Below are 22,367 nucleotides of genomic sequence, written 5' to 3'. Positions count from 1 at the left end.
CTGACGAGCGCAGCTCGAGCCGGCCGAACCCGACGTCGGTCAGTGGGTCGCCAGCTCGCGACCCTGCCCGGCAGCGCCCGCCCGCGCCACGAGTTCCTCGCAGGACCGCGTCACGACGTGGCAGGCCTCCAGGGCGCCCCTGTCCAGGAGCGGGTTCTCGGTGAGCACGCGCCACCGCTGGAGCTCCGCGAGCGCCGCCGCACGCACGTCGTCGGGCCCGCTATCCGCCGGAAGGGCCAGTCGTTCCGCCGGGGCGACCCCCGACCCGCCCACGAGGCGCTCGGCGTCGTGCGCGGCCGACGACGGCAGGGGCACCTGGCCCGAGCGCAACGCCGACAGCAGGCGCAGTTCGTCGATCTCGTGCGCATTCGCCCGGACCCGCTCGATGCCTGCCAGGAGCCCGGCAGCCTCGGGCCTCGGGTGGCTACGCACCAGCGCCTCCAGGCCGGTGAGCGCCGTCCTGGTCCTCAGCGTGGCGGACCGTGCGTCGAACTGCTTCGTGACGAGGGCCAGCAGGAGGTCGAGCCCGCTGCGCCGTGCGAGGTCGTGCGCCAGCGCCGTGGCATTGCCCGCCCCACCCCGCACCAGGGCGGCGCCCAGCCGGACCCCGAACAGTCCGAAACGCTCGAGCAGCTGCCGCCCATCCTCCGCTGGCAGGCCCAGGGCTGTGCAGCCGGTGGCGAACCGGTCGGCGGACAGCAGCATGCGTTCCCGCTCCGTCCGTTCGAGCGCGGCCAGGGCCACGAAGGCCTCGTACTCCGCCTGCCGCAGGGTCCGGGAGCTCTGGGCCAGCAGGCCCGCGATCGGCAGGACGTCCAGCACGAGGGACCGCAGCGACGGATCGGCCCGGTAGCGGTCGGCGATGCGTGAGGCCGAGATCAGCGAATCGATACGCCCTGCGCCGACCTCGTCCGCCCTCGACAGCACCGCCAGCGCGTTGACCGTCCCCGAGCTCGCGGCACTCGTGTCGCGGAAGGCTTCGAGGAACTTCACGTCGGAGCCGTGGAGGTGACGCATGAGGTAGATGACGGCGTCGGCCTCGGACGGGGTGTCCTCAGGGGTGAGGAACTGCGTGCTGCGCTCGGACACCTCCTCGGAGAGGGAGGCGATGCCCGGGGTGTCGATGAGCGTCATGGCGCGCAGGTTCTGCGCGGGCCACTCGACCACGATCCGCTCCACCTCGTGGGCCGGCTGTCCTCCGAGGTCGAGCACGAGCCGCCCCTGCTCCCGGGTGAGCGGAAGCAGTCGCGACTCACCCTCCAGGGGATGCACGGTGATCCTGGGCGTCGGGGCGTACCGGTACCAGGTGATGATGCGGGTGCACTCCCCCGTGCCGGTGGGCGCGATCTCCTCGCCGATGATCGCGTTGAGCAGGGTGGACTTGCCCGCCTTGACCATGCCCGCGACCGCCACCCGCAACGGTTCCCTCAGTCTTCGGGCGTAGGTCTCGAGGTCGGCGCACACCGCGGACTCGTCGTCGTACACCTCGAGGGCCTCGCGGAGGAGGCCCTCGACCGTGCTGGTGTCCGTCACGCGCCCGCCGCCGCCTTCGCGTGACGCGGACTGCCACCGGCCGCGGGAGCCGCGGCGTCGGGCGTGCCGGTTCCTGCCCCCTGGACAGCGGGCCCCTGTGATCCACCCTTGACCTCGGACACCTGGACCCCGCCGTCCTGGGCTGTGGCCCCCGCGACCCTGGGCAGGAGCCGCTTGGCCTGCGCGTTCACCTGGTCGATCCTGGCCAGCTGGGCCTTTAGCTCGGTGACGCGCCCGTCCCGCTGCTGCTTGTAGGTCGACGCCGAGCGCTGGGCGGCGGTCACCGAGTCGGCGAGTGAGCGGTGGTGTTCCTCCGCGATGTCCCCGAAGTGGTCGCGGATCTCGCGCTGGACCAGGCGCAGCCGGTCCTTGAGCTGCTTGCCCACCTGGAAGACGACGTCGTCCATCTGCCGCCGGACGAGGTTCTTGGCGTCGTTCTGGCGTCGCTTGAGCCGCGCTTCCTTGTCCTCGCGGTACGCCTTCCGTCCCAGCAGCAGCCCGGCGCCCACCGAGAGCGGGTTGATGAGAGACATGCCGATGATCCCGGTGAGCAGGCCGAACATCAGCACACCGCCGTAGGAACCGCGCATGCCGATCAGCACCTTCCCCGCCGGGCTGACCTTCCCCGGATCGAGGAACGGGATCTCCTCGACGGGCGCCAGGACGCCGTCGGTGCTGGAGACCTCCAGCACGGGCAGGGGAACCTCGTCGAGGGCGAACAGCTCGGCCACCTGCTCGGCGAGCCACTGCGAGCGCTCGCTCGTCCAGACGAACGTGTCCGAGACCGCCGAGGCCACCCGCTGCTCCAGCCACTCCGCGAACTGGTCCCAGATGGGCCCGGGATCGCCGGCGTCGATGGCGATCTCCGCCTCGCGCTGGATGGACCGGAGCCTGTCGCGCAGATCGTGCTCCATGTCTGCGATGAGGTCCGACGCGCCATCGTTGAGCGTGGTCTGCCAGCGCGACGAGCGTTTGCGCTGCTGGTCGGCCTTCTCCTTCGCCTCCTCGAGCTCGGCCAGGAGTACCGGGACCCCCTCGGGATTCTGGAGCGCCGAGAGCTCGGAGATCACGGACAGGCGCAGGTGCTCGGTGACGGACAGCAGGTCCGAGGCCACGGACCGCCGGCGCAGGCCCTGCGCCTTGCCGACGACGTCGGTGCGGAGGTACGCGACGAGCTCCGGGAAGCCGGACTCCCGGTTCAGCTCGGCGTCGTTGGTCTGCGCGGCGACGAGGCGGAGGTCCGAGGACACCGGGATGAGCGGGATGGTCCCGACGCCGGCGGAAGCGAGGTGCGCGGCGTCGAGGTCGGCGACCGTGCGCCACTGCGGGTAGAGGTCCGTCTTGGACAGCACGCACCCGACGTTGGGGACGATCCGCTGCGCCTGCTTGAGGAACCGCAGCTCGGGTTCGGTGTACTCCTGGGAGGCGTCGGACACGAGGATCATGGCGTCGGCGGTCGGCAGGGCGGTCAGGGTGGTGAGTGCGTGGGCCGATTCGAGCCCGCCGACACCTGGGGAATCGATGACCGCGAGGCCGTCGGCCAGGACCCGGCGGGGCAGGAGCACCTCGGCGGACGCGAGGCCCTGCTGGTTCGAGGGGTTCCCCCGCTCCGAGACGAACGACGCCACGTCCTGCAGTGCCACGGGGCGCCGCTCGAACGCGGAGCCGTCGGCTGCGGGGCTGTCGGCGGTCCGCGGGACCAGCACTGCCGCTGACGCCGGGTCACCGAAGCGGACCACTGTGGGCACCGAGGTGGCGATGTCGTCGTCGACCGGGCACACCGGCGCATTGACCAGCGCGTTGATGAGCTTGCTCTTGCCCTGCTTGAACTCGCCCACCACAATCACCCGTACATCGGGGTTCGCCAGGCGGGCCAGGGTCTGCTCCAGCCGCTGGCGGAGATCGGAGCGGTCCCCCTCGCCCACCAGACCCAGGCCGCTCTTCACCAGTGGAACGAGATCATCCATGGAAAACTCCTCGATGCGCTTCGAATGAGACCGTAGGGAAGGCCCAACGGGAGCGTACTCCCGCTGGGCCTTCCCGGTGCTGCAGTTACTTCAGTTCTACGAGCGGTGCCGGCTACGCGCCGTCCTCGACGGTGAGCTCCGCATCGATGTCGACCTCGTTGTCCACGAAGAACGCCGAGTCGTCGATCTCGGTGTACGCGCTCTGGGAGTTGTCCGTCAGGACCGCCGTGTCGTTGAACGAGTCCGCGACGTCCACCGCGACATCCGTGGTGGTCGAGCTGTCCGAGGTGAACGAGTCCTCGACGTACACGTCGGTGGTGGTCGAGTTGTCGTTGAACGAGTCCTCCACCTCGACGTCCGCGTCGATCGAGTTGTCCGTGGTGGTCGAGTTGTCGGAGTTGTCGTTGAAGGAATCCTCGATCTCGACATCGGCATCGATGGAGTTGTCGGTGTTGAAGGAGTCCTCCACCTCGACGTCCGCATCGATGGAGTTGTCCGTGTTGACCGAGTTGTCCGAATTGTCCGAATTGTCGGAGTTGTCGGAGTTGTCGGTGTTCAGGGAGTCCTCGATCTCGACGTCGATGTCGGTGTCCGTGTCCACCGAGTTGTCCGAGTTGTCCGAGTTGTCGGAGTTGTCGTTGTAGGAGTCCTCGACGGAGTTGTCCGAGTTGTCGTTCAGCGAGTCCTCGATGTCGACATCGATGTCCGTGTTCACCGAGTTGTCCGAGTTGTCGGAGTTGTCGGAATTGTCCGAGTTGTCCGAATTGTCGTTGTACGAGTCCTCGACGTTGCCGATCCCGACCGTCGCCGATCCGCCCGCGTTGACGTTGGTGGAGTTGTCCACCGAGTGGTCGTCGGAGTTGTCCACCGAGTTGTCCACCCGGGCGTCCCCGTTCGCTGCGACCGCACCGTTGCCCGAGGCGACGAAGGCGTCGTTGTCGAACATCTGGCTGACGTCACCATTGGCCCAGATGTTCTGGTTCACCGACTGGTCGGTGATGGTGTCGCGGTCGTCCACGGACGAGGTGTAGGAGTAGTTGTTGACGACGTGCATGAGCTGCTGGACCGCATTGCCGTGATCCGTGTCGTCCCCACCGGTGCTGGCACCGCCACCGCCGCCGGTGCTGGGACCGCCGTCGCCACCGTTACCGCCATTGCCGCCATTGCCCCCGTTGCCCCCATTGCCACCGTTACCGCCGCCGTTGCCGCCACTGGGGGGCGGAGTCACCGCGGCGCCGCCGCCACCGCCACCCGGTGCCACATCGCCGGAGGAGTTGCGGCCCGTGTCGTAGTTGCGGTCGAACGAGCTGCTGTTGCCGCCACCGAAGCTGACCGGTGCGTAATCGAGGACCACGGGCATGACGGCGTCGACGTCGTCCATGCACACGCCGCCGAGGCCGGCGTTGGCCAGGGCGGTCTCCGGGTCGCTGATGAACTCGCTCGCCGCCTCCTGGTCGTTGAACAGGTTCATCAGGAAGTCGAGGAGATCTGAAGCAAGAGTTGCCATGGGATATTCCTTTATCGTTGGTGTGATTCGCCGGCGTCACTGCCTGGCTTGTTTCAAACGTAGGAGCGGAGGGGAAGGCCCGGCATCGGTAGTTGCACCCCTAACCCCGATCGATCGTTAGGGGGTCCACCTGTTCCCGTTAGGGGTTTGGACGGGGGACCCTGCGGACGCGGTGCTGCCGGCCACCGGTTCGAGGGCGAGGCGCAGCCGCTCCAGCAGCTCGGAACGCGACGACGCCCCGAGGCGTCGCCGGATGCGCGCCACGTGGTGCTCCACGGTGCGCGGCGAGATGAAGATCTCCTCGCTGATCTCCCGGTAGGTCCGGCCGAGCAGCACCAGCGAGGCGATCTCCCGCTCGCGCCCGCTCAGCGCCAACCCGGCGGCCCTCGGCACAGCGCCGGTACGGACCGCCCGGGCCTGCGGACCGACCGGACGGAGGCCGGTGTCCGGCTGCTTCGCGGGCACGTCACGGAGGGGCCGTGCGTCGGGCCGGACCGGCCGCTCGCGGGCAGGCCGCAGGTCACGGGCCAGCGACAGCAGCCGGGTCATGTCCTTCCGGTCCGCGGCCCGGGCCGATGCGTGGCCGGCCAGTCGAGCGCCTTCCCACGGGAAACCTCCGGCGGCGAGCCCCCGTGCCGCCCCCTCGATGGCATCGGGCTCGAAGTGCCCTGCCAGGACCGAGACCCACGCCTTGCCCGCCACTGCGAAGGTGGCGGCGAGCGGATACCCGGCCGCCTGCCGGACCAGGGCCGCGGCGTGCGGACCCAGGTCGTCCGGGCGCTCGAGCAGGAGGGCGGCCTGCGCGGCCGACCAGTGCAGGGGGACGGACCACAGCGGCGGGTGCCCGAGATCCTCCAGGAGGTGCCATGCCTCCTCGAGGTGCGGCTTGAGGGCCGGGGCGTCCCGGAGGCGTGCAGCCGCGATCACGAGTTCGGTGAGCGGGAGGACGGTCAGCAGATCCACCGACACATGCAGCAGGGCGGCGTGGGCCCTCTCCCAGGCCCGCACCAGCGCCGGGGCGTCACCGGCGCGGCGTGCCAGTCCCACCTCCAGTGTCTGCAGGAGCAGCTCGTCCCGTGGAGCAAGCCGCATGCCGGTCCGCCCCGTCTCGGTGACGAAGCTGCGCGCCGTGGCGGGCTGGTCGAGGAGCATGGCCGCCCATCCACCCAGCAGGTACAGGTGGGGCCGCATCCCCTCTCCTCCCTGACCGCTCGCCAGTGCCGCCTGAATCAGGGACAGTGATGTCTGCGGGTTGCCGGCCAGGAGCCCGACGATCGCCGCGAGACCCGCGGGGAGCTCCGGCGCCGGGGAGATCCGCCCTGTCGAATCGAGGGTGTCGGATGCGCGGATCAGCTTCGGCAGGGCACTGGAGGGGTCGGAGCCGAGCGACAGCAGGGCCCCCTCGACCATCAGCGTGTTCGAGACGTCCTGCAGCGACGGGCTCGGGACCCGGGACCGGCCCTCGAGGAGCGAACGCGCTCCGGCGGCATCGCCCGCCGCCAGCAGCGCCAGTGCGCCGAGGGGTTCGAGCCCCTGCGGGCCGAGCGTCGCCGCCCAGCGCTGGACGTCCGCGGCGCGCGACATCATCCCCCGGTGTGCCCACAGTGCGCAGGACACCCGGACGGCCCGTCCGGTGTCCGGGAGCACGGTCCCGGGATCGGCGGAGTGGCGCTCGAAGTAGGTCTCCAGGATCCGGGAGGCGCCGTCGAGGTCGCCGACGCCCAGGGCCGCTTCGGCCTGCCGGGGCGCGGTGCGCAGCGCGTCGGCGCCGGCAGCCACGGCGAGGTCCAGCAGTTCCCGTGCGCCACCGGGATCGGTTCCGAGCAGGGCCGTGCCCTCCTCGTCGAGGACGGCGGCCAACCGCGTATCCACGAATCCGTCCGCGGCGAGCTGACGGGCGAGCCGGCCGAGGGGAAGGCCCTCCGCGCAGTACAGGTCCACCAGGGCGCGCCGCAACCGCCGCACCTGGTAGATCTCGGCGTCGTCCAGCAGGGCGGCCCGCAGCTGCGCGGAGGGCCGCCCGTCGGCTTCCACCAGGCCGGCGGTCCTGGCGCGGGCCAGGATCTGCTCGGGTGCTTCACCGGTGCTGTGCAGCAGTGGCGGGAGGAGTCCCGGGATCGAGAACCCGACGCACAGGGCGAGGACCACCTCGTACGTCGCCGCGTCCATCTCCGGCGCGTGGTTCCCGCGCCCCGGGCGCACTCCTGTCTCCAGGAAGTGAGCCGCCATGCTCAGCCCACCGCCGTTGCAGGTTCGGTGGCGGCAGCCGGCGGGTCGGTGGGTGCCGGGTCGGCGGGAGCGGTCGTCGGCTCGGACGCGGGCTCCGTGGGCGGATCGGCCGGCGGATCAGCCGGTGGATCGGCGGGCGGGTCGGTCGGTGCCGGATCGCTCGGTGCCGGAGTGGTGGGGTCGACGGTCGGGTCCGGGGACGGCCCCGGCGTGGTCGGCGTAGGCGTCGGGTCCACGACGGGCGGGGTTGTCGGCGGGACCGGCACGGTCGGAGGATCGGTGGGCGTAGGCGAGGGGTCGGCCGACGGGAACGGGACGGGGGGTGTCGGTTGCACCGGGCTCGCCCCGGGATCCGCGGTGGCCCCGGACTGCGGGACGGCGGACGGGGACGGCGCGGGCGCAGCGCTTCCCGGCACGGTGCTGCCCGACGTCGCCTCCGGCGTCACCGCGTCCTCGCCGGCATCGTCGGACGCCTTGGCCGAGGGCCGCTTAGTGGCCTCGGCCGAACGCGACGGAGTTCCTGCTGCGCTCGGCGACGCGGAGGCGGATCCCTGTCCGGCGCCGAGGACCTTGTCCATCAAAGTGGGCGCCCCACCGGGCTCACCGGCGGCACCGGCATCCCGCAGGGGCCCCACTCCAGGCCCCGGGGCCGGACTCGGCGCACCGGAGGGCTTCCCCGTCACTGTTGGACTTGTCGGTTGCGCGGCTTCCGCCCGTGCGCCGAAGGTTGTCAGCGAGCTGGGTACATTACCCGTCGCCGTCGCCGTGGCGACCCCCAGCAGGGCCACCGCGGCGGCGACCGCGGCCACGCGCACGCCCAGCCGCTTGTTGGACGCCATGCTCGCCGGCCCGTGGTGGGGTTCGGCCGCGCCCTTGCGGGAGGGGATCGCGAACCCTGCCGCGTTGACCCCGGAGCGGAGCGGGCCGGGCACCGTCGCCGCGGCCGGCTCCGCAGTCTCCTGCTGATCCGCAGCACCGTCGGCGTCCCGGGCAGCTTCGAGGGCAACCGTGGCGAACGCGGCGCCGAGGGCGACGGAGGCCTTCGGGTCCAGATCGATGGCCAGCGGCCGGTTGAACTGCGCGGACAGCAGCTGCGCCACCAGCGGGATACGCGAGGACCCGCCGACCAGCAGGATCGCGGAGAGATCCTCGGGACGGACATCGGCGCTGTCGAGGGCGGCCCGCAGGGTGTCCACGGTCTCCCGCAGCGCGGGCTCGACCATCAGCTCGAACTCGGACCGCACCAGCCGCACCTGCGTGTGGGACCCGGGGACCATGACGGAGACCGTCGCCTCCGAGTCCGAGGAGAGAGCCTCCTTGGCTTCCGCGCATTCCCGGCGCAGCCGCGTCAGTGCGGCCAGGACCTCGGGAGAGGACTGTTCGAGGTCCGCCGGAGCGGCCTCGGAGTCCTCGAGGACACGGGCGAAGACCTCCTGGTCGAAGTCCGCCCCGCCCAGGCGCTCGATGCCCTGGGGCGTGCCGAGGATGGTGAACGTGTCGGCGCCGGTCTTCCGGACCACGGTGGCGTCGAAGGTCCCGCCGCCGAGATCGTAGACGGCGAGCGTACTGCCGGCGACCACCCGTTCCCGCGATGCGTAGGACAGGGCGGCGGCCTCGGGTTCGGTCATGAGGACGACGTCGTGGAACCCCGCCTCCGCGAGCGCCTGCCGCAGCAGCGACGTCCGGTGCTCGCCCCATCCCGCGGGGTGCGTCAGCGTGATCGACGCCGGTGGCTCGCCCTCGCGCTCGGTGGCCACGCCCACCACCCAGGCGACGACGACGACGAAGAGCTCCTCGGGCAGGACGGCGGACTCCCCCAGGACCAGGGGCACGGAGTCGCCCATGCGGCGCTTGAACTCCCTGGCCACGCGCCCGGGCTCGGCGAGCCCCCGGCGTTCGGCGACCTCGCCGACGAGCCGGGTGCCGTCCTGGGCCAGGAAGACGACGGTGGGGACGGAGGCCCCACGACTGCCCAGCGGGAGGACGCGCGGCTCCGCCCCGGAGCCGCCTGCCGGCAGGACGGCGGCCGCCGTGAAACTGGTTCCTACATCGATGCTGAGACCATAGCTCATAGGTTCCCCACGTAATGCTCGTAATACTGCGTGTCATCCTTGACCATTCGGCTTTCAGCTAACCGCGCGTCTGCCCGAATTACGACAGTGATTACGTGCACCGCCTACCTGTCTTTGGCGGAGGACTACTTGCCCCTGCGCCGACGTCCCGCGTAGGGAGAACGAGGGTGCTTGCGCCCGGACCGGCCCGGGGCGAGAGGGTCCCGGCAGGGGTGCGGGACGGAGGGCCGGGCGCTACTCCCCGAGGACCTCCGCGGCGTCCATCCACTGCATCTCGAGGTCCTCGATCTCCGCCTGCAGCTCCTGCAGCCGGGTGTTCAGCTCCGCGATGTGCCCGAAGTCGGCGTCCTGCCGGGCGCCGGCGTCGTTCATCTGCTCCTGCACCCTGGCCTTCTGCCCGTCCACCTTGCTGATCTGCCGTTCGACCCTGGCGAGGTCCTTGCGGGCCTGGCGGAGATCCGCCTCCGACGACGTCCCCGAGGATCCGCCGCTGACGGCGGGCGAGGCCGCGCTGCCGGTGGCGGTGAGGGGGCCGGCGGCACGGCGCAGCTCGAGGTACTGGTCCACTCCGCCGGGCAGGTCCCGGAGCCTGCCGTCGCCGAGCAGCGCCATCTGGCTGTCGGTCACGCGCTCGAGCAGGTAGCGGTCGTGGGAGACCACCACGAGGGTCCCGGGCCACCCGTCGAGGACGTCCTCGATCGCGGAGAGCGTGTCGGTGTCGAGGTCATTGGTGGGCTCGTCGAGCATCAGGACGTTCGGTTCGCCGACCAGCAGGCGGAGCAGCTGCAGGCGGCGCCGCTCACCGCCGGAGAGCTCGCTGACGCGCGTCCACTGCTTCTCGTTGGTGAAGCCGAGCTGCTCCACGAGCTGGCTCGCCGAGACCTCCTTGCCGCCGACGGCGAAGACGCGCTTCTCCGCCTCGATGACCTCGATGACGCGGCGGTCCGAGACGTCGTCGAGCTCGCGGACCTCCTGGGACAGCACCGCGGTCTGGACCGTCTTGCCCTTCTTGACCTTTCCGGCGCTCGCCGTGATCTCCCCGTTGAGCAGGCGCAGCAGCGTGGTCTTGCCCGAGCCGTTGACGCCCACGAGCCCCAGGCGCTGGCCGGGGGCGAGCCGCAGCGTGACCTTGTCGAACAGCTTCCGGTCGGGGCCGTCGCCGTCGTCGATGCTCAGGCTGACGTCCTCGAGGTCCAGGACGTCCTTGCCGAGCCGCGACATGGCCATCTTGCTGAGCGCGAGGGAGTCGCGCGGTTCCGGCACGTCGCTGATGAGCTCGTTCGCGGCCTCGATGCGGAACTTCGGCTTCGCGGTGCGGGCCGGGGCGCCGCGCCGCAGCCAGGCGAGTTCCTTCTTGACGAGCTGAACGCGCTTGGACTCGACGACGGCGTTCATGCGGTCCCGCTCGGCGCGCGCGAGGACGTAGGCGGCGTATCCGCCGTCGAAGTCGTCCACCATGGCGTCGTGGACCTCCCACGTGTGGTTGCAGACCTCGTCGAGGAACCAGCGGTCGTGGGTGACCACGAGCAGGCCGCCCTCGGTCGCGCGCCAGCGCTGCTGGAGGTGGCGTGCCAGCCAGGCGACGCCCTCGACGTCGAGGTGGTTCGTGGGCTCGTCGAGCATGATGACGTCGTCGTCGCCGATGAGCAGCTTGGCCAGGGCCACGCGCCGCTTCTGCCCGCCGGAGAGGGAGGACACGCGGGCGTGCCAGTCCACCTCGGAGACGAGCCCGCCCATGACGTCGCGGATCTTCGGGTTCGATGCCCACTCGTGGTCGGCCTGGTCGCCCACGATCGCGCGGCCCACCTCGAGGTCGCCGTCGAGCACGTCGGACTGGTCGAGGTAGCCCACGGAGACGTCGCGCCGCTTGGTCACGCGCCCCGAGTCGGGGGTGCTGCGCTGCGCGAGCAGGCGCATGAGGGTGGACTTGCCGTCACCGTTGCGGCCCACCATGCCGATGCGGTCGCCGTCCTCGAGGCCGAGGGAGACGTTGTCGAGGATGGTGCGGGTGACGAAGGCGACGCTGACGTTTTCCGCGCCGAGGAGGTGTGCCAAGGGGATGCTGCTTTCGGTTGGAGCGATCGGGCGCGGTCAGCCCGCGAAGTCGGTGGCGATGCGGGCACCGTGGGCCGGGCCGCGGACGGAGGTCGCCTGCAGCCCCTCGAGGCCGAGAAGGGACTCGAGCTCGGCCGCGTGGCCCGCGTTCTGCGTGAGGAAGGCGACGGTGGGACCGGATCCGGACACGATGCCGGCCAGCGCCCCTGCGGCCTTGCCCGTAGCAAGGATATCGCCCAGCGCCGGGGCGAGTTCGAGCGAGGCCTGCTGCAGGTCGTTGTGCAGCAGGGGCGCCAGGCCGAGCGCGTCGCCGGCGCGCATGGCCCCGAGGATGGCCGGGTCGATCTCCGGCTGCGGGTCCGGCTCCACGCCGTCGCGCAGGCGGATGTCGTCGAGCCGGCGGTAGACCTCGGGCGTGGACAGGCCGTAGTCGGAGGTGACGAGCACCCAGTGCAGCGGTGTCTTGGAGATGGCCGGGGTGAGCTGGTCCCCCACCCCGAGGCCGACGGCGGTGCCACCCACCAGGGCGAACGGCACGTCCGCGCCGAGGTCCACGGCGATCTTCGCCAGCTCGTCCCGGGAGAACCCGCTGCCCCACAGGGCGTCGCAGGCCAGCAGCGCCGCCGCGGCATCCGCCGATCCCCCGCCCATGCCGCCGGAGATCGGGACCCGCTTGGTGATGTCGAGGTGCACGCCGGTGCGGCCGGGGCTGACCTCCGCGAGGAGTTCGGCGGCCCGGACCGCGAGGTTGGTGCGGTCCAGCGGGATGGAGCTGTGCGGCATGTTGAGCGTGCCCTGGCCGTTGACGGTCACGCTGATGGCATCCCCGGGGGCCTCGGTGGCGGTGACCTCCTCGTAGAGGGACACGGCGAGGAACACACTGGCGATCCCGTGGTAGCCGTCCTCCCGCGGGGGTCCCACCTTGAGGGAGACGTTGATCTTCCCGGGCGCCCGGACACGGACGGAGCGCGTGCCCGCCCGCAAGTCGACTGTTCTGCCGGAGACCATACCCATCAACCTAGCCCACCGGCGGGGTTCGCACCGGAGCCGGACGGGGCTTCCTGCCGGGCCTCGGCGATGCGTGCGAAGGCCGTGATGTCGAGTACCTCGCCACGGGCCGAGGGGTCCACCCCGGCGGCGCGCAGTGCCTGCTCCGCGAGCACGGGACTGCCCGCCCAGCCCGCGAGCGCGGCCCGCAGCGTCTTCCGGCGCTGGGCGAAGGCCGCGTCGATGACGGCGAAGACCTGCTCGCGGGTAGCGCTCGTCACCGGGGGTTCGCGGCGCTCGAAGCGGACGAGGCCCGAGGCGATCTTCGGGGCCGGCCAGAACACGTTCATGCCCACCACCCCGGCCTTGGTCATGCTCGAGTACCAGGCCGCCTTCACGGACGGCACCCCGTACGTCTTGGACCCCGGCGGGGCCGCGAGCCGGTCCGCCACCTCGTCCTGCACCATCACGAGGCCGTGCCGCAGCGACGGGAAGCGCTCGAGGAGGTTCAGCACCACAGGGACGGCCACGTTGTAGGGCAGGTTGGCCACGAGCGCGGTGGGCGGGTGCGGCAGGGCCGTCACGCGCAGGGCGTCCTCGAGGACGACGTCGAGGGCGGCTGCGCGGTCCGGGCGCCACCGGGCCACGGTACCCGGCAGCTTCCCGGCCAGGACCGGATCGATCTCCACCGCGACCACGCGCTCCGCGGCGTCGAGCAGGCCGAGCGTCAGGGACCCGAGACCCGGCCCCACCTCGAGGACGGTCTCGTCCGCGCCGAGGTTGGCGGCCGTGACGATCCTGCGGATGGTGTTGCCGTCAATGACGAAGTTCTGGCCGAGGGTCTTGGTGGGGCGGATGTCCACGTCGGCTGCCAGGCGTCGGATGTCGGCTGCGCCGAGGAGGGGGGCCGGCGTTCCGGCGGCAGGGGGCGTAGTCACCCTGCCATGGTATCGGTGATGGTGCGGCCCTCAGGCGGCCCTGGAGTCGGCGACGCCTCGTGGGAGCCCTGGTCTCAGGAGGACTCCCGGCGCCGCCGACCCACTCAGGGGCGGCTTCCCTGCTGGGAAAGAAAGCCGCCGGCTACGGTGCCGTCTTCCGGTCTCACGAGAAGGACCGGCACCGGGAGGACCGCCGGCCACGGCGCGATGTCCGGCCGGCAGTTCTACTCCTCGATGAACAGTACGGATGCCCCGCGGCGGCGGGCACGAGTGCTCCCTACGCGAGTGGAGCCGGCCGGTACTCGGACGGCGCGGGAATGCTACCTGTCCCCCCGGTCAGTCCCATGATCCGTACACGGCCTCTGTGTTCGACGTCACTTGCGCGCAGAGGGAGTCGAGGTCGGTCCCGAGGATGTCCGCCATGGCGCGCACCGTGTACGGGACCATATAGGCGGCGTTGGGCCGGCCGCGGTAGGGGTGCGGGGTGAGGAACGGTGCGTCCGTCTCGGTGAGCACGAGCGCCGGATCCGCGACGAGCAGCGCCTCCCGCAGGTTCCCGGCGTTGCGGAACGTCACCGTCCCGGCGAAGGACATGTACCAGCCCTGCTCGTTGCAGATCCGCGCCAGGCCGGCGTCGCCCGAGAAGCAGTGCAGCACCACCCGCTCCGGGGCGCCGTCGGCGAGGAGCGTGGCCACCACGTCGTCGTGCGCGTCCCGGTCGTGGATCTGCAGGGCCTTGCCCAGCCGCTTCGCGATGTCGATGTGGCGGCGGAAGGACATGAGCTGACTCCCCCGGCCCCCGTCGCCGGTGCGGAAGTAGTCCAGCCCCGTCTCCCCCAGGGCACGGATGCGCGGCCCGGCGGCCAGCTGCTCGATCTCCGCGAGCGCGTCCTCGAGCGTCCCCGCCTCGGCGAGCAGCGGGGCGTCATTGGGGTGGAGCGCGACGGCCCCCAGGATGCGGGGATCCTGCTCGACGACGGCGGCGGTGAAGCGCGAGGACGCGAGGTCGGTCCCCACCTGCACCACGCCCCGCACCCCGGCTGCCTCCGCGGCGTCCAGGGCATCCCCGATCGACACCGCGGGGCCCTCGCGGAAGTCCAGGTGCGTGTGGTTGTCGACCACGGGCACGGGCAGCGGCTCCGGCAGCGGCGGGTAACCGCCCTTGCGCCGACGTCGGGCACTGTCCGTGCCCGCCCCGGCGGCGTCGGTGCCGCCCGCGGTGCCTTGCGGTCCTGCCGGAGCGAGCATGGCCTCCGGATCGCCCGGATCGCCCGCGTTCTCCGGCTCACGATAGGCCTGCGGGGTCTGGCCCGCAGCGTACGGATGCCGGTCGGGGGCTGCACTGTTACACATGGTGCAAGCGTAGTCAGGGCCCGGAACTTATCTGTCGGGGAGCAAGTTGAGCTAGTAATCTGTTGAATCAGCCGAGTCCGCCCTGCCCCGTGCCGGAGCGGCCGTGGCCGTTCCCTGCGTGTCGACCACCCGGCCGTCCGGCCGACGGTCGCCGCCGCAGCCGCACGCATGGAAGGTACCCATGGACGTCCAGCACAACATCGCCGAGGTCGCAGCGGATCCAGGACTGGCGGTGACCGCCGGCCCGGAGGTCTCCGGGGCCACCTTCCACGACATCAGCACCCGCATCCTCGGCTCCATCAACACCGTTATCGACGGCAAGCCCGAGGCCGCGCGCCTCGCCCTCACCGTCCTGCTGGCCCAGGGCCACCTGCTCCTCGAGGACGTCCCCGGCGTTGGCAAGACGCTGCTCGCCAAGACCCTCGCCCGGACGATCGACTGCACCGTGAACCGCATCCAGTTCACCCCCGACCTGCTCCCCTCGGACGTCACGGGCGTCTCCATCTTCAGTCAGGACACGCGGCGCTTCGAGTTCCGCCCCGGACCGGTGTTCGCGAACATCGTCATCGGCGACGAGATCAACCGCGCCTCCGCCAAGACGCAGTCCTCCCTCCTCGAATGCATGGAGGAGCACCAGGTCACCGTGGACGGCACCACGCATGCCCTCGGGGACCCGTTCATGGTGGTGGCGACGCAGAACCCCATCGAGATGGAGGGCACCTACCCGCTGCCCGAGGCCCAGCGCGACCGCTTCATGGCCCGGATCTCCATGGGCTACCCGGACCCCCGCGCCGAGGTGGACATGCTCGAGACGCACCAGTCTGTCTCCCCGCTCGAGGGGATCCGCCCGGTGGCGAGCGTCGCCGACATCGCCGCGATGATGCGCCAGGTACGCGACGTCTACGTCTCGCCGGCCGTCAAGGACTACACGGTCGCGGTGGGACAGGCGACGCGCCAGCACCCGCGGCTGCGCCTCGGTGCGAGCCCCCGGTCCCTGCTGCAGCTCCTGCGGGCCGCGAAGGCGGGAGCCGCGCTCGAGGGGCGCGACTTCGTGCTGCCCGACGACGTCGCCGCCATCGCCGACGCCGTGCTCGCACACCGGCTCCTGCTCGACCGCAAGGCCACCAGCGCCGGGGAGACGGCGTCGAGCATCGTGCACGACATCCTCTCCCGCGTCCCCGTGGCCCGCGAGGCGCCGCGGCGATGACCGTCCGGGCGGACGCCTGATGGCGCTCCTCGACCGGCTCCCCTCGCGCGTGCTGACCGCACGCGGGTGGGGCTTCGTCCTCACCGCGGTCCTCGCCCTGCTGGCCGCCCAGATCCTCGGGCGACGCGACCTGCTGTACGTGGGGATCCTGCTCGCGGTCCTGCCGGTCGCCTCGGTCCTCGTCCTGAAGCTCGTCAAGCCCCGGTTCACGGTGAGCCGGCGGTTCCAGCCGCAGTCCATGGAGATCGGCTCCACGACCACCGTCACGCTCTCCCTCACGGCCACCGTGGCGGGCGGCGCGAGCATCGCGATGGAGGAACAGCTGCCGGCGCGCTTCGGGCAGGCACCGCAGTTCACCTACCCGTCGCGCAACCCGACGCGCGAGGGCGTGTCCCTGTACGAGTACCGCCTCCGGTCCACCTCGCGCGGCGTCTACGCGATCGGGCCCGTCACCGCCGAGTTCACCGACCCGTTCGGCCTCGGGAAGTCACGGCACGTCCTCGGCGGCGTGGACGATCTCGTGGTCACGCCCGCACCCCTCGAGCTGCTGGCCTCTCCGCTCTCCGGGTCGCGGGGCAGCGACGGCCTCGCCGCCACGCGCCGCCAGGCGAACCCGAGCGACGACGACGTCATGACGCGCGAGTACCGGCACGGGGACTCGATGCGGCGCGTCCACTGGGCGGCGACCGCCCGGCACAGCGAACTCATGGTGCGCCAGGAGGAATCGGTGACCACGCCGCAGGCCACCCTGCTGATGGACCAGCGGCACTCCACGTTCACCGGCGGATTCACCGCGGCCTTCACCGGAGACCCCGGCGGCAACGGGCTGTCCACCTCCCCGACGTTCGAGTGGGCGGTCACCGCGGTCATGTCCATCAGCGCGCACCTGCTCGAGCGCAACTACGCGCTGCGGTTCCTCGACCACCAGGGCGCACCGGCGCTGCTGCACTCCCCGTCCGCGCCGTTCCCCACCGACGAGGAGCACCACGGCCAGGGCGCCGTCGCGGGGATCGCCGAGGGCCTCGCCGCCCTCGAACTCGGTCCCGAGGGGGGCCGCCGGCCCGGTTCCGAGGCACGGGCCGGGAGCTCGGCGCTCCGGGCGGGCGAGGCGGTGCGCAGCGCCGCGCGGAACCTCCACCGCCCCTCGGCGGAGACACCCCAGCACACGGCACACGCCGCCTTCGGCGACGACCTGCTGGACAAGCTGGCCGGCAACCGGCACCGCGGTCCGCTCATCGCCGTCCTCGGGACCATCACCAGCGAGGAGGCGCGGTCCCTCGCGTCCGCCGCCGACTACGGGTCCGCCTCGTACGCGCTCATCGCCACCGAGCGGCCCGGCGACGCGCAGCGGCAGCTCGCCATCCTGCGGGAGGCGGGGTGGCACGCCACCGCGGCCTCGCCCTCGGCCCACCTGACCGCGGTGTGGGGTGGACTCGAGAGCGCCGTCGGAACGACGTCCGCCGGGAAGTCCTCCCCCGCCCCCTCCACCGGGTCCGTCCGCGGCTCGCGCCCCACCACCCGAGGACCGGCATGACCACCACCCTCTCCCGTCCCTCCTCCGCCCCGGCGCCGGGCGCTCCCCCGCCGCGCCGCGTCCCCTCCGGCGATCCCTGGCACTGGGCCGTCACCGGGGCCTCCCTGCTCGCCGTCCTCGCGGCGGCGAGCAGCCTCAACGGCGTCGTCGAGCCGTGGACCTGGCTGATGCCGGTCGTCCTCACACTGGTCCCGGTGCTCCTGGCCATGGCACTGTCCCGCACCCTGCGCCTGAACGGCGCCCTGTCGGCCCTCGTGGGTCTCGTGGTCCTGATCGGCACCCTCACCGCGCAGTTCGTCCGGCGGCAGAGCATCCTCGGCGTGGTTCCGGGACCGGGCACGTCGCTCGAGCTCCGGCGACTGCTCGCGCAGGCCGAGGAGACGGTCGTCTCGCAGGTGGCCCCCGTGCTGCCGGCGGCCGGCATCATGCTGATCGTGTGCGCGGCTCTCGGGCTCGTCGCCATCATCGTGGACATGCTCTCCACCACCATGCGCATGCCGGCCGCGAGTGGCCTCGGGCTCGTCACCATCCTGATCACCCCGGCCGTGGTGAAGCCCAACGGCGTGGGGATGGGCGCGTTCATCGTCACGGCCCTCGCGTTCCTGCTGCTCCTCGCGACCGCGCAGTGGCGCGAGAACCGCCTCGCCTCCGGCGGGGCCCGTGCCTCCTCGGGGTTCGCAGCCCGCAGCGCGATCATCGGCTCCGCGGCACTCGCGGTGACCGTGATCCTGCCGATGTTCGTCCCCGGGTTCAACTCAGGTCTCTTCCCCCAGGGCGCGCGGCTCAACGTGTGGGGCAACGCGACGGGGCTGAATCCGGCGGTGACGCTCGGCAACGACCTCCGCAACCCCACCGGCTTCGGGCGCATCGCCTACGCCACCGATGCGGACGTGCCGCTCTACCTGCGCGCGGTCACGCTCGAGGACTTCAGCGGCCGGCGCTGGGAACCGGACCAGAGGCTCGACGCGCGCGAGGACGGCGTGGCGGAGATCGGCGCGGAGGCCGGCGCGCCGGAGAACCCGACGGACACGACCACGGTGTTCACCCGCGTCACGACGCAGAGCTACGCGAGCCCGTGGCTGCTCGCACCCTACGCGCCGGTGGCCATCTCGAACCTGCTGGGCGACTGGGCCTGGGACCCCGCGAACCTGTCCGTCCTCGCGACGGACGGTGGGTCCACGGCGCGCCAGGCGTACCTGGTGGAGAGCGCCGCGCCCCAGCTCACGCGCGAGGGCCTCGGCGCCATCGGCCCCTCGGACTACGAGGAGGTGCCGGAGGTCTTCACCGAGCTGCCCGAGGACGTCCCCGAGATCGTCCGCACCACCACCGACGAGGTGGCCGGCGAGTTCGTGAACCCCTACGACAAGGCTCTCGCCATCCAGAGCTACCTCCGCGACGCCGACTTCACCTACTCCGTGGAGGCGCCGGTGGACGGCGGGTACGACGGCAGCGGCCTGGATGTCATGGCCCGGTTCCTGGAGACGAAGTCCGGCTACTGCGTGCACTACGCAGGGACCATGGCCGTCATGGCGCGGGCAGCGGGCATCCCCAGCCGCGTCGGTATCGGCTACACGCCCGGCAGCCCCACGGGCGACACCGAGGAGGGGCCGAACGGGACCGAGCTGCGCGAATTCGTGGTGGACTCCCGCAACGCCCACGCCTGGCCCGAGCTGTTCTTCGAGGGCGCGGGATGGGTCCGGTTCGAACCGACGCCCTCGCGCGGAGTGGTCCCGAACTACGCCCAGCAATCCACCGGCCCCGTGGGTCCCCGAGCGGACGACACCGATGCCCTGAACCCCGGCGCGCCGAGAAACGCGGGCGACGAGGCAGGATCGACGTCGGAGGCATCGGAGGACGCCGCCGATCCCGCGGGCACCGGCCCCCAGGACGAGGCCGGGCCCGCCGAGGGCGTGCTCGCCCTCGGGGGGATCGTGCTGCTGGCACTCGTGCCGCTCCTGATGCGGACCTCGCGGACGCGCTCCCGGCGCCGGTCGGTCGGCATCAGCGAGGTGTCACCGGGCGCGCCCGGGGCCGCGACCGCGGCCTGGGCGGAGACGACGGAGATGGCCGGCGACTACGGCTACCCGCTCGAGCCCACCGACACCCCGCGCACCTTCGCCGGCCGCCTGACGCGCGAGGCCGCCCTCGAGGGAGGGCCGGCCCTCTCCCTCGGAAGGCTGCGGTCCGCCTACGAGTACGAGGAGTACGCCGACCACGACGCACGGGCCGTCGGCGGCCCGCCCGCCGACGGGACACGGCCCGTGGCGACGCTCGCGCGGCCCGTGGCACCGCCGCGCTGGGACGACGTCGACGCCGTCACCCGGGCGCTGCGCAGCCGCAGCCCCTGGACACGGCGGATCAGGGCCCGCCTGTTCCCGCAGTCGCTCCTCAACCGGTTCCGCAGCAGCCGCCGCTGACAGGGGCAGCGTCAGCACACGGAGAAGGCCGGCTCCCGCACGGGAACCGGCCTTCTCGATGTCACCGGACGCCTCCGCCGGGAGCCTCCGGCGCGGTGGCTAGGAGGCGTAGGGGTCCGCGATCCCGACGTACTGCGTGTAGAGGTACTCCTCGATGCCCTCGGCGCCGCCCTCGCGCCCGAGGCCGGAGTGCTTCACCCCGCCGAAGGGCGCCGCGGCATTCGACACGACGCCGGCGTTGAGGCCCAGCATGCCCGTGTCCAACCGCTCGCCGATGCGCAGCCCGCGGTTCAGGTCGCGCGTGTAGACGTAGGCCACCAGGCCGTACTCGGTGTCGTTGGCGAGGTCCACCGCCTCGTCCTCCGTGGCGAAGGTGATGATGGGCGCCACGGGGCCGAAGATCTCCTCCTGCATGATGCGCGCGGTCCGCGGGACGTCCTTCAGCACGGTGGCCTGGTAGAAGTAGCCGTCCCCGGTGACGGTCTCGCCGCCGGTCACCTTCTGGGCGCCGTCGCCGACGGCGGCGGTGACGAGCTCGTGCACCTTGTCCCGGCTCTTCCGGTCGATCAGCGGGCCGAGCTTGGAGGCATCCTCGGTGCCGCGCGCCGGGGTCATGCCCTCCATGCGCTCGGCGAACGCCGCCGCGAAACGGTCCGCCACGGATTCGTGCACGATGAACCGGTTGGCCGCGGTGCAGGCCTCCCCCATGTTGCGCAGCTTCGCGAGCATCGCGCCGTCCACGGCGGCGTCGAGGTCCGCGTCCTCGAACACGAGGAACGGCGCGTTGCCGCCGAGTTCCATGGACGTCCTCAGCACGTTCTTCGACGCCGCGGCCAGCAGGCTCCGGCCCACGGGCGTGGATCCCGTGAAGGAGAGCTTGCGCAGGCGCGGGTCCTCGATGAGCGGCCCGGTCACGTCGCCCGCCGTCGTCGTGTTGACGATGTTCAGGACGCCGTCGGGGAGGCCCGCCTCCTGCAGGACGGTCGCGAACAGCGAGGACGTCATGGGCGTGAGGTTCGCGGGCTTGAGCACCATGGTGCAGCCCGCGGCGATCGCGGGGGCGATCTTGCGGGTGGCCATGGCCAGCGGGAAGTTCCACGGCGTGATGAGCAGGCAGGGCCCCACGGGCTTCTTGCTCACGAGTAGCCGGGACCTGCCGTCGGGGGACGTGGAGTAGCGGCCGGAGGCGCGGACGGACTCCTCCGAGAACCAGCGCAGGAACTCCGCGCCGTAGGTGACCTCGCCGCGCGCCTCGGCCAGCGGCTTGCCCATCTCGAGGGTCATCAGCAGGGCGAACTCGTCGGCGCGTGCGGTGACCATGTCGAAGGCCCTGCGCAGGATCTCGCCGCGCTCGCGAGGAGCGGTCCGGGCCCATGCGGCCTGGGCTCCGACCGCCGCATCCAGGGCTGCCATCCCGTCCTCGGGCGTGGCGTCGGAGAGGGTCCTCAGGGTGCGGCCGGTGGCGGGGTCCTCGACGTCGAACGTGGCCCCGGACGACGATGCCCGCCACTGTCCGCCGATGAAGAGCCCCGTGGGCACCTTGTCGAGTACTGCCTTCTCCTGGTCGGCGGTCACGGCCATGCTGAGCTCCTTCGCGAGAATCCTGGGGTTCGGGGGCGTCCCGAGACATCCCGCTCACGCTAGACCCGGCGGCGAAGGGGTGTCCAGTGAGGCCTGCACTCCCGGCAGGCGCTTGCGTTGGACGAATGCACAGGCCCGCCGCGGTCAGCGCGCAGCGATCACCGCGGCGTACAACTCCCGCTTGCTGACCCGGCTCTCGGCCGACACGGCCGCGACGGCGTCCTTGAGCCGCATGCCGCCGTCGATCAGCGCGTTGACGCTCCCGACGTGGTCCTCGGGGCGGGAGGGCGCCGCCTCGGGCGCACCGGCGACGACGACGGCGATCTCGCCCCGGACTTCGCCGGCCTGCGCCCACTGGAGGAGCTCGAGGAGGGAGCCCCGGATCACCTGCTCGTGCACCTTGGTGAGCTCGCGCGCCACGGCCGCGGGACGCTCGGAGCCGAAGGCCTGCTGCAGGGAGCGCAGCATCGCCTCGAGCCGGTGGGGTGCCTCGAAGAACACCATCGTGCGCCGCTCCGACGCGAGGTCGGCCAGGCGTCCGCTCCGCAGGCCCGGCTTCCGGGGCAGGAAGCCCTCGAAGCAGAAACGGTCGGTGGGCAGGCCGGAGAGGGCGAGCGCCGCGAGGACGGCGGACGCCCCGGGCACCGCCGTGAGGTCGAGGCCCTCGGCGATGGCCGCTTCCACGAGGCGGTAGCCGGGATCCGACACCGAGGGCATGCCGGCGTCCGTCACCATCAGGAGGGTGGCTCCCCCACGCACCAACTCGAGGAGCTCCGGCGTGCGCTCGGTCTCGTTGTGCTCGTGGTAGCTGATGACCCGGCCGGTCACGGTCACGCCGAGTGCCTGCACGAGCCGGTGCAGGCGGCGGGTGTCCTCGGCTGCGACCACGTCCGCGGCGTGGAGCAGGCCGATCAGGCGTTCGGTGGCGTCACCCATGTTGCCGATCGGGGTCGCGGCCAGGACGATCCGCCCGCGGCCGCTGCCGTC

At 71.9% G+C, this 22,367-nt stretch carries 14 protein-coding genes; 3 read left to right on the top strand and 11 right to left on the bottom strand.

Going from position 1 to position 22,367, the window contains the following annotated elements:
• Positions 1–39 precede the first annotated feature (39 nt).
• The 9 genes from CI785_RS07195 to CI785_RS07150 all read right to left on the bottom strand — a co-directional run bounded on the left by CI785_RS07195 (position 40) and on the right by CI785_RS07150 (position 14,641).
• Complete coding sequence (locus CI785_RS07195) at positions 40–1,533, bottom strand: dynamin family protein (RefSeq protein WP_105031399.1); 1,494 nt, start codon at positions 1,531–1,533, stop codon at positions 40–42.
• Positions 1,530–3,500 (bottom strand): dynamin family protein, encoded by a 1,971-nt coding sequence (locus CI785_RS07190; RefSeq protein WP_105031398.1) that lies wholly within the window; start codon positions 3,498–3,500, stop codon positions 1,530–1,532. The genes CI785_RS07195 and CI785_RS07190 overlap by 4 nt, the downstream gene beginning before the upstream one ends.
• A 112-nt stretch (positions 3,501–3,612) precedes the next feature.
• Positions 3,613–5,007, bottom strand: a complete 1,395-nt coding sequence (locus tag CI785_RS07185) for an IniB N-terminal domain-containing protein (protein ID WP_157940195.1) — start codon at positions 5,005–5,007, stop codon at positions 3,613–3,615.
• Between the two features lie 117 nt (positions 5,008–5,124).
• Complete coding sequence (locus CI785_RS07175; RefSeq protein ID WP_105031395.1) at positions 5,125–7,236, bottom strand: helix-turn-helix transcriptional regulator; 2,112 nt, start codon at positions 7,234–7,236, stop codon at positions 5,125–5,127.
• A gap of 2 nt (positions 7,237–7,238) precedes the next feature.
• Complete coding sequence (locus CI785_RS07170) at positions 7,239–9,308, bottom strand: Hsp70 family protein (protein ID WP_105031394.1); 2,070 nt, start codon at positions 9,306–9,308, stop codon at positions 7,239–7,241.
• Between the two features lie 234 nt (positions 9,309–9,542).
• Complete coding sequence (locus CI785_RS07165) at positions 9,543–11,363, bottom strand: ABC-F family ATP-binding cassette domain-containing protein (protein ID WP_105031393.1); 1,821 nt, start codon at positions 11,361–11,363, stop codon at positions 9,543–9,545.
• 36 nt (positions 11,364–11,399) lie between these two features.
• Entirely contained in the window at positions 11,400–12,371 is a 972-nt protein-coding gene (locus CI785_RS07160; RefSeq protein ID WP_105031392.1) for a 4-(cytidine 5'-diphospho)-2-C-methyl-D-erythritol kinase, read from the bottom strand.
• Between the two features lie 5 nt (positions 12,372–12,376).
• The gene (gene rsmA / locus CI785_RS07155) at positions 12,377–13,288 is read right to left on the bottom strand and encodes a 16S rRNA (adenine(1518)-N(6)/adenine(1519)-N(6))-dimethyltransferase RsmA (protein ID WP_105031391.1); all 912 of its coding nucleotides are present in this window, start codon (positions 13,286–13,288) and stop codon (positions 12,377–12,379) included.
• 336 nt (positions 13,289–13,624) lie between these two features.
• Positions 13,625–14,641 carry a TatD family hydrolase gene (locus CI785_RS07150; protein WP_240615058.1) on the bottom strand — a complete coding sequence of 339 codons (1,017 nt, stop codon included), beginning with the start codon at positions 14,639–14,641 and terminating at the stop codon, positions 13,625–13,627.
• Positions 14,642–14,822: 181 nt separating this feature from the next.
• On the opposite strand from CI785_RS07150, the gene CI785_RS07145 reads away from it, so the two are divergent.
• From CI785_RS07145 to CI785_RS07135, 3 genes are read left to right on the top strand one after another with little or no spacing between them, the layout of a single operon-like run.
• Entirely contained in the window at positions 14,823–15,848 is a 1,026-nt protein-coding gene (locus CI785_RS07145; RefSeq protein WP_105031389.1) for an AAA family ATPase, read from the top strand.
• 19 nt (positions 15,849–15,867) lie between these two features.
• On the top strand, positions 15,868–17,382 hold the full coding sequence (locus CI785_RS07140; RefSeq protein WP_105031388.1) for a DUF58 domain-containing protein: 1,515 nt from the start codon (positions 15,868–15,870) through the stop codon (positions 17,380–17,382).
• Positions 17,379–19,799, top strand: a complete 2,421-nt coding sequence (locus CI785_RS07135) for a transglutaminase TgpA family protein (protein WP_105031387.1) — start codon at positions 17,379–17,381, stop codon at positions 19,797–19,799. Before CI785_RS07140 ends, CI785_RS07135 begins: the two co-directional genes overlap by 4 nt.
• 99 nt (positions 19,800–19,898) lie before the next feature.
• Here CI785_RS07135 and CI785_RS07130 read toward each other — a convergent pair whose 3' ends face one another.
• Positions 19,899–21,380, bottom strand: coding sequence for an NAD-dependent succinate-semialdehyde dehydrogenase (locus CI785_RS07130; RefSeq protein ID WP_105031386.1), 1,482 nt, complete (start codon positions 21,378–21,380; stop codon positions 19,899–19,901).
• Between the two features lie 144 nt (positions 21,381–21,524).
• Positions 21,525–22,316, bottom strand: coding sequence for a 16S rRNA (cytidine(1402)-2'-O)-methyltransferase (gene rsmI / locus CI785_RS07125; protein ID WP_105031647.1), 792 nt, complete (start codon positions 22,314–22,316; stop codon positions 21,525–21,527).
• Between the last annotated feature and the right edge of the window lie 51 nt (positions 22,317–22,367).

Origin of the sequence: Arthrobacter ruber, assembly GCF_002954225.1 — a bacterium.
Lineage (GTDB): Bacteria > Actinomycetota > Actinomycetes > Actinomycetales > Micrococcaceae > Arthrobacter_D > Arthrobacter_D ruber.
This window is presented reverse-complemented; position numbering and strand designations above follow the sequence as displayed.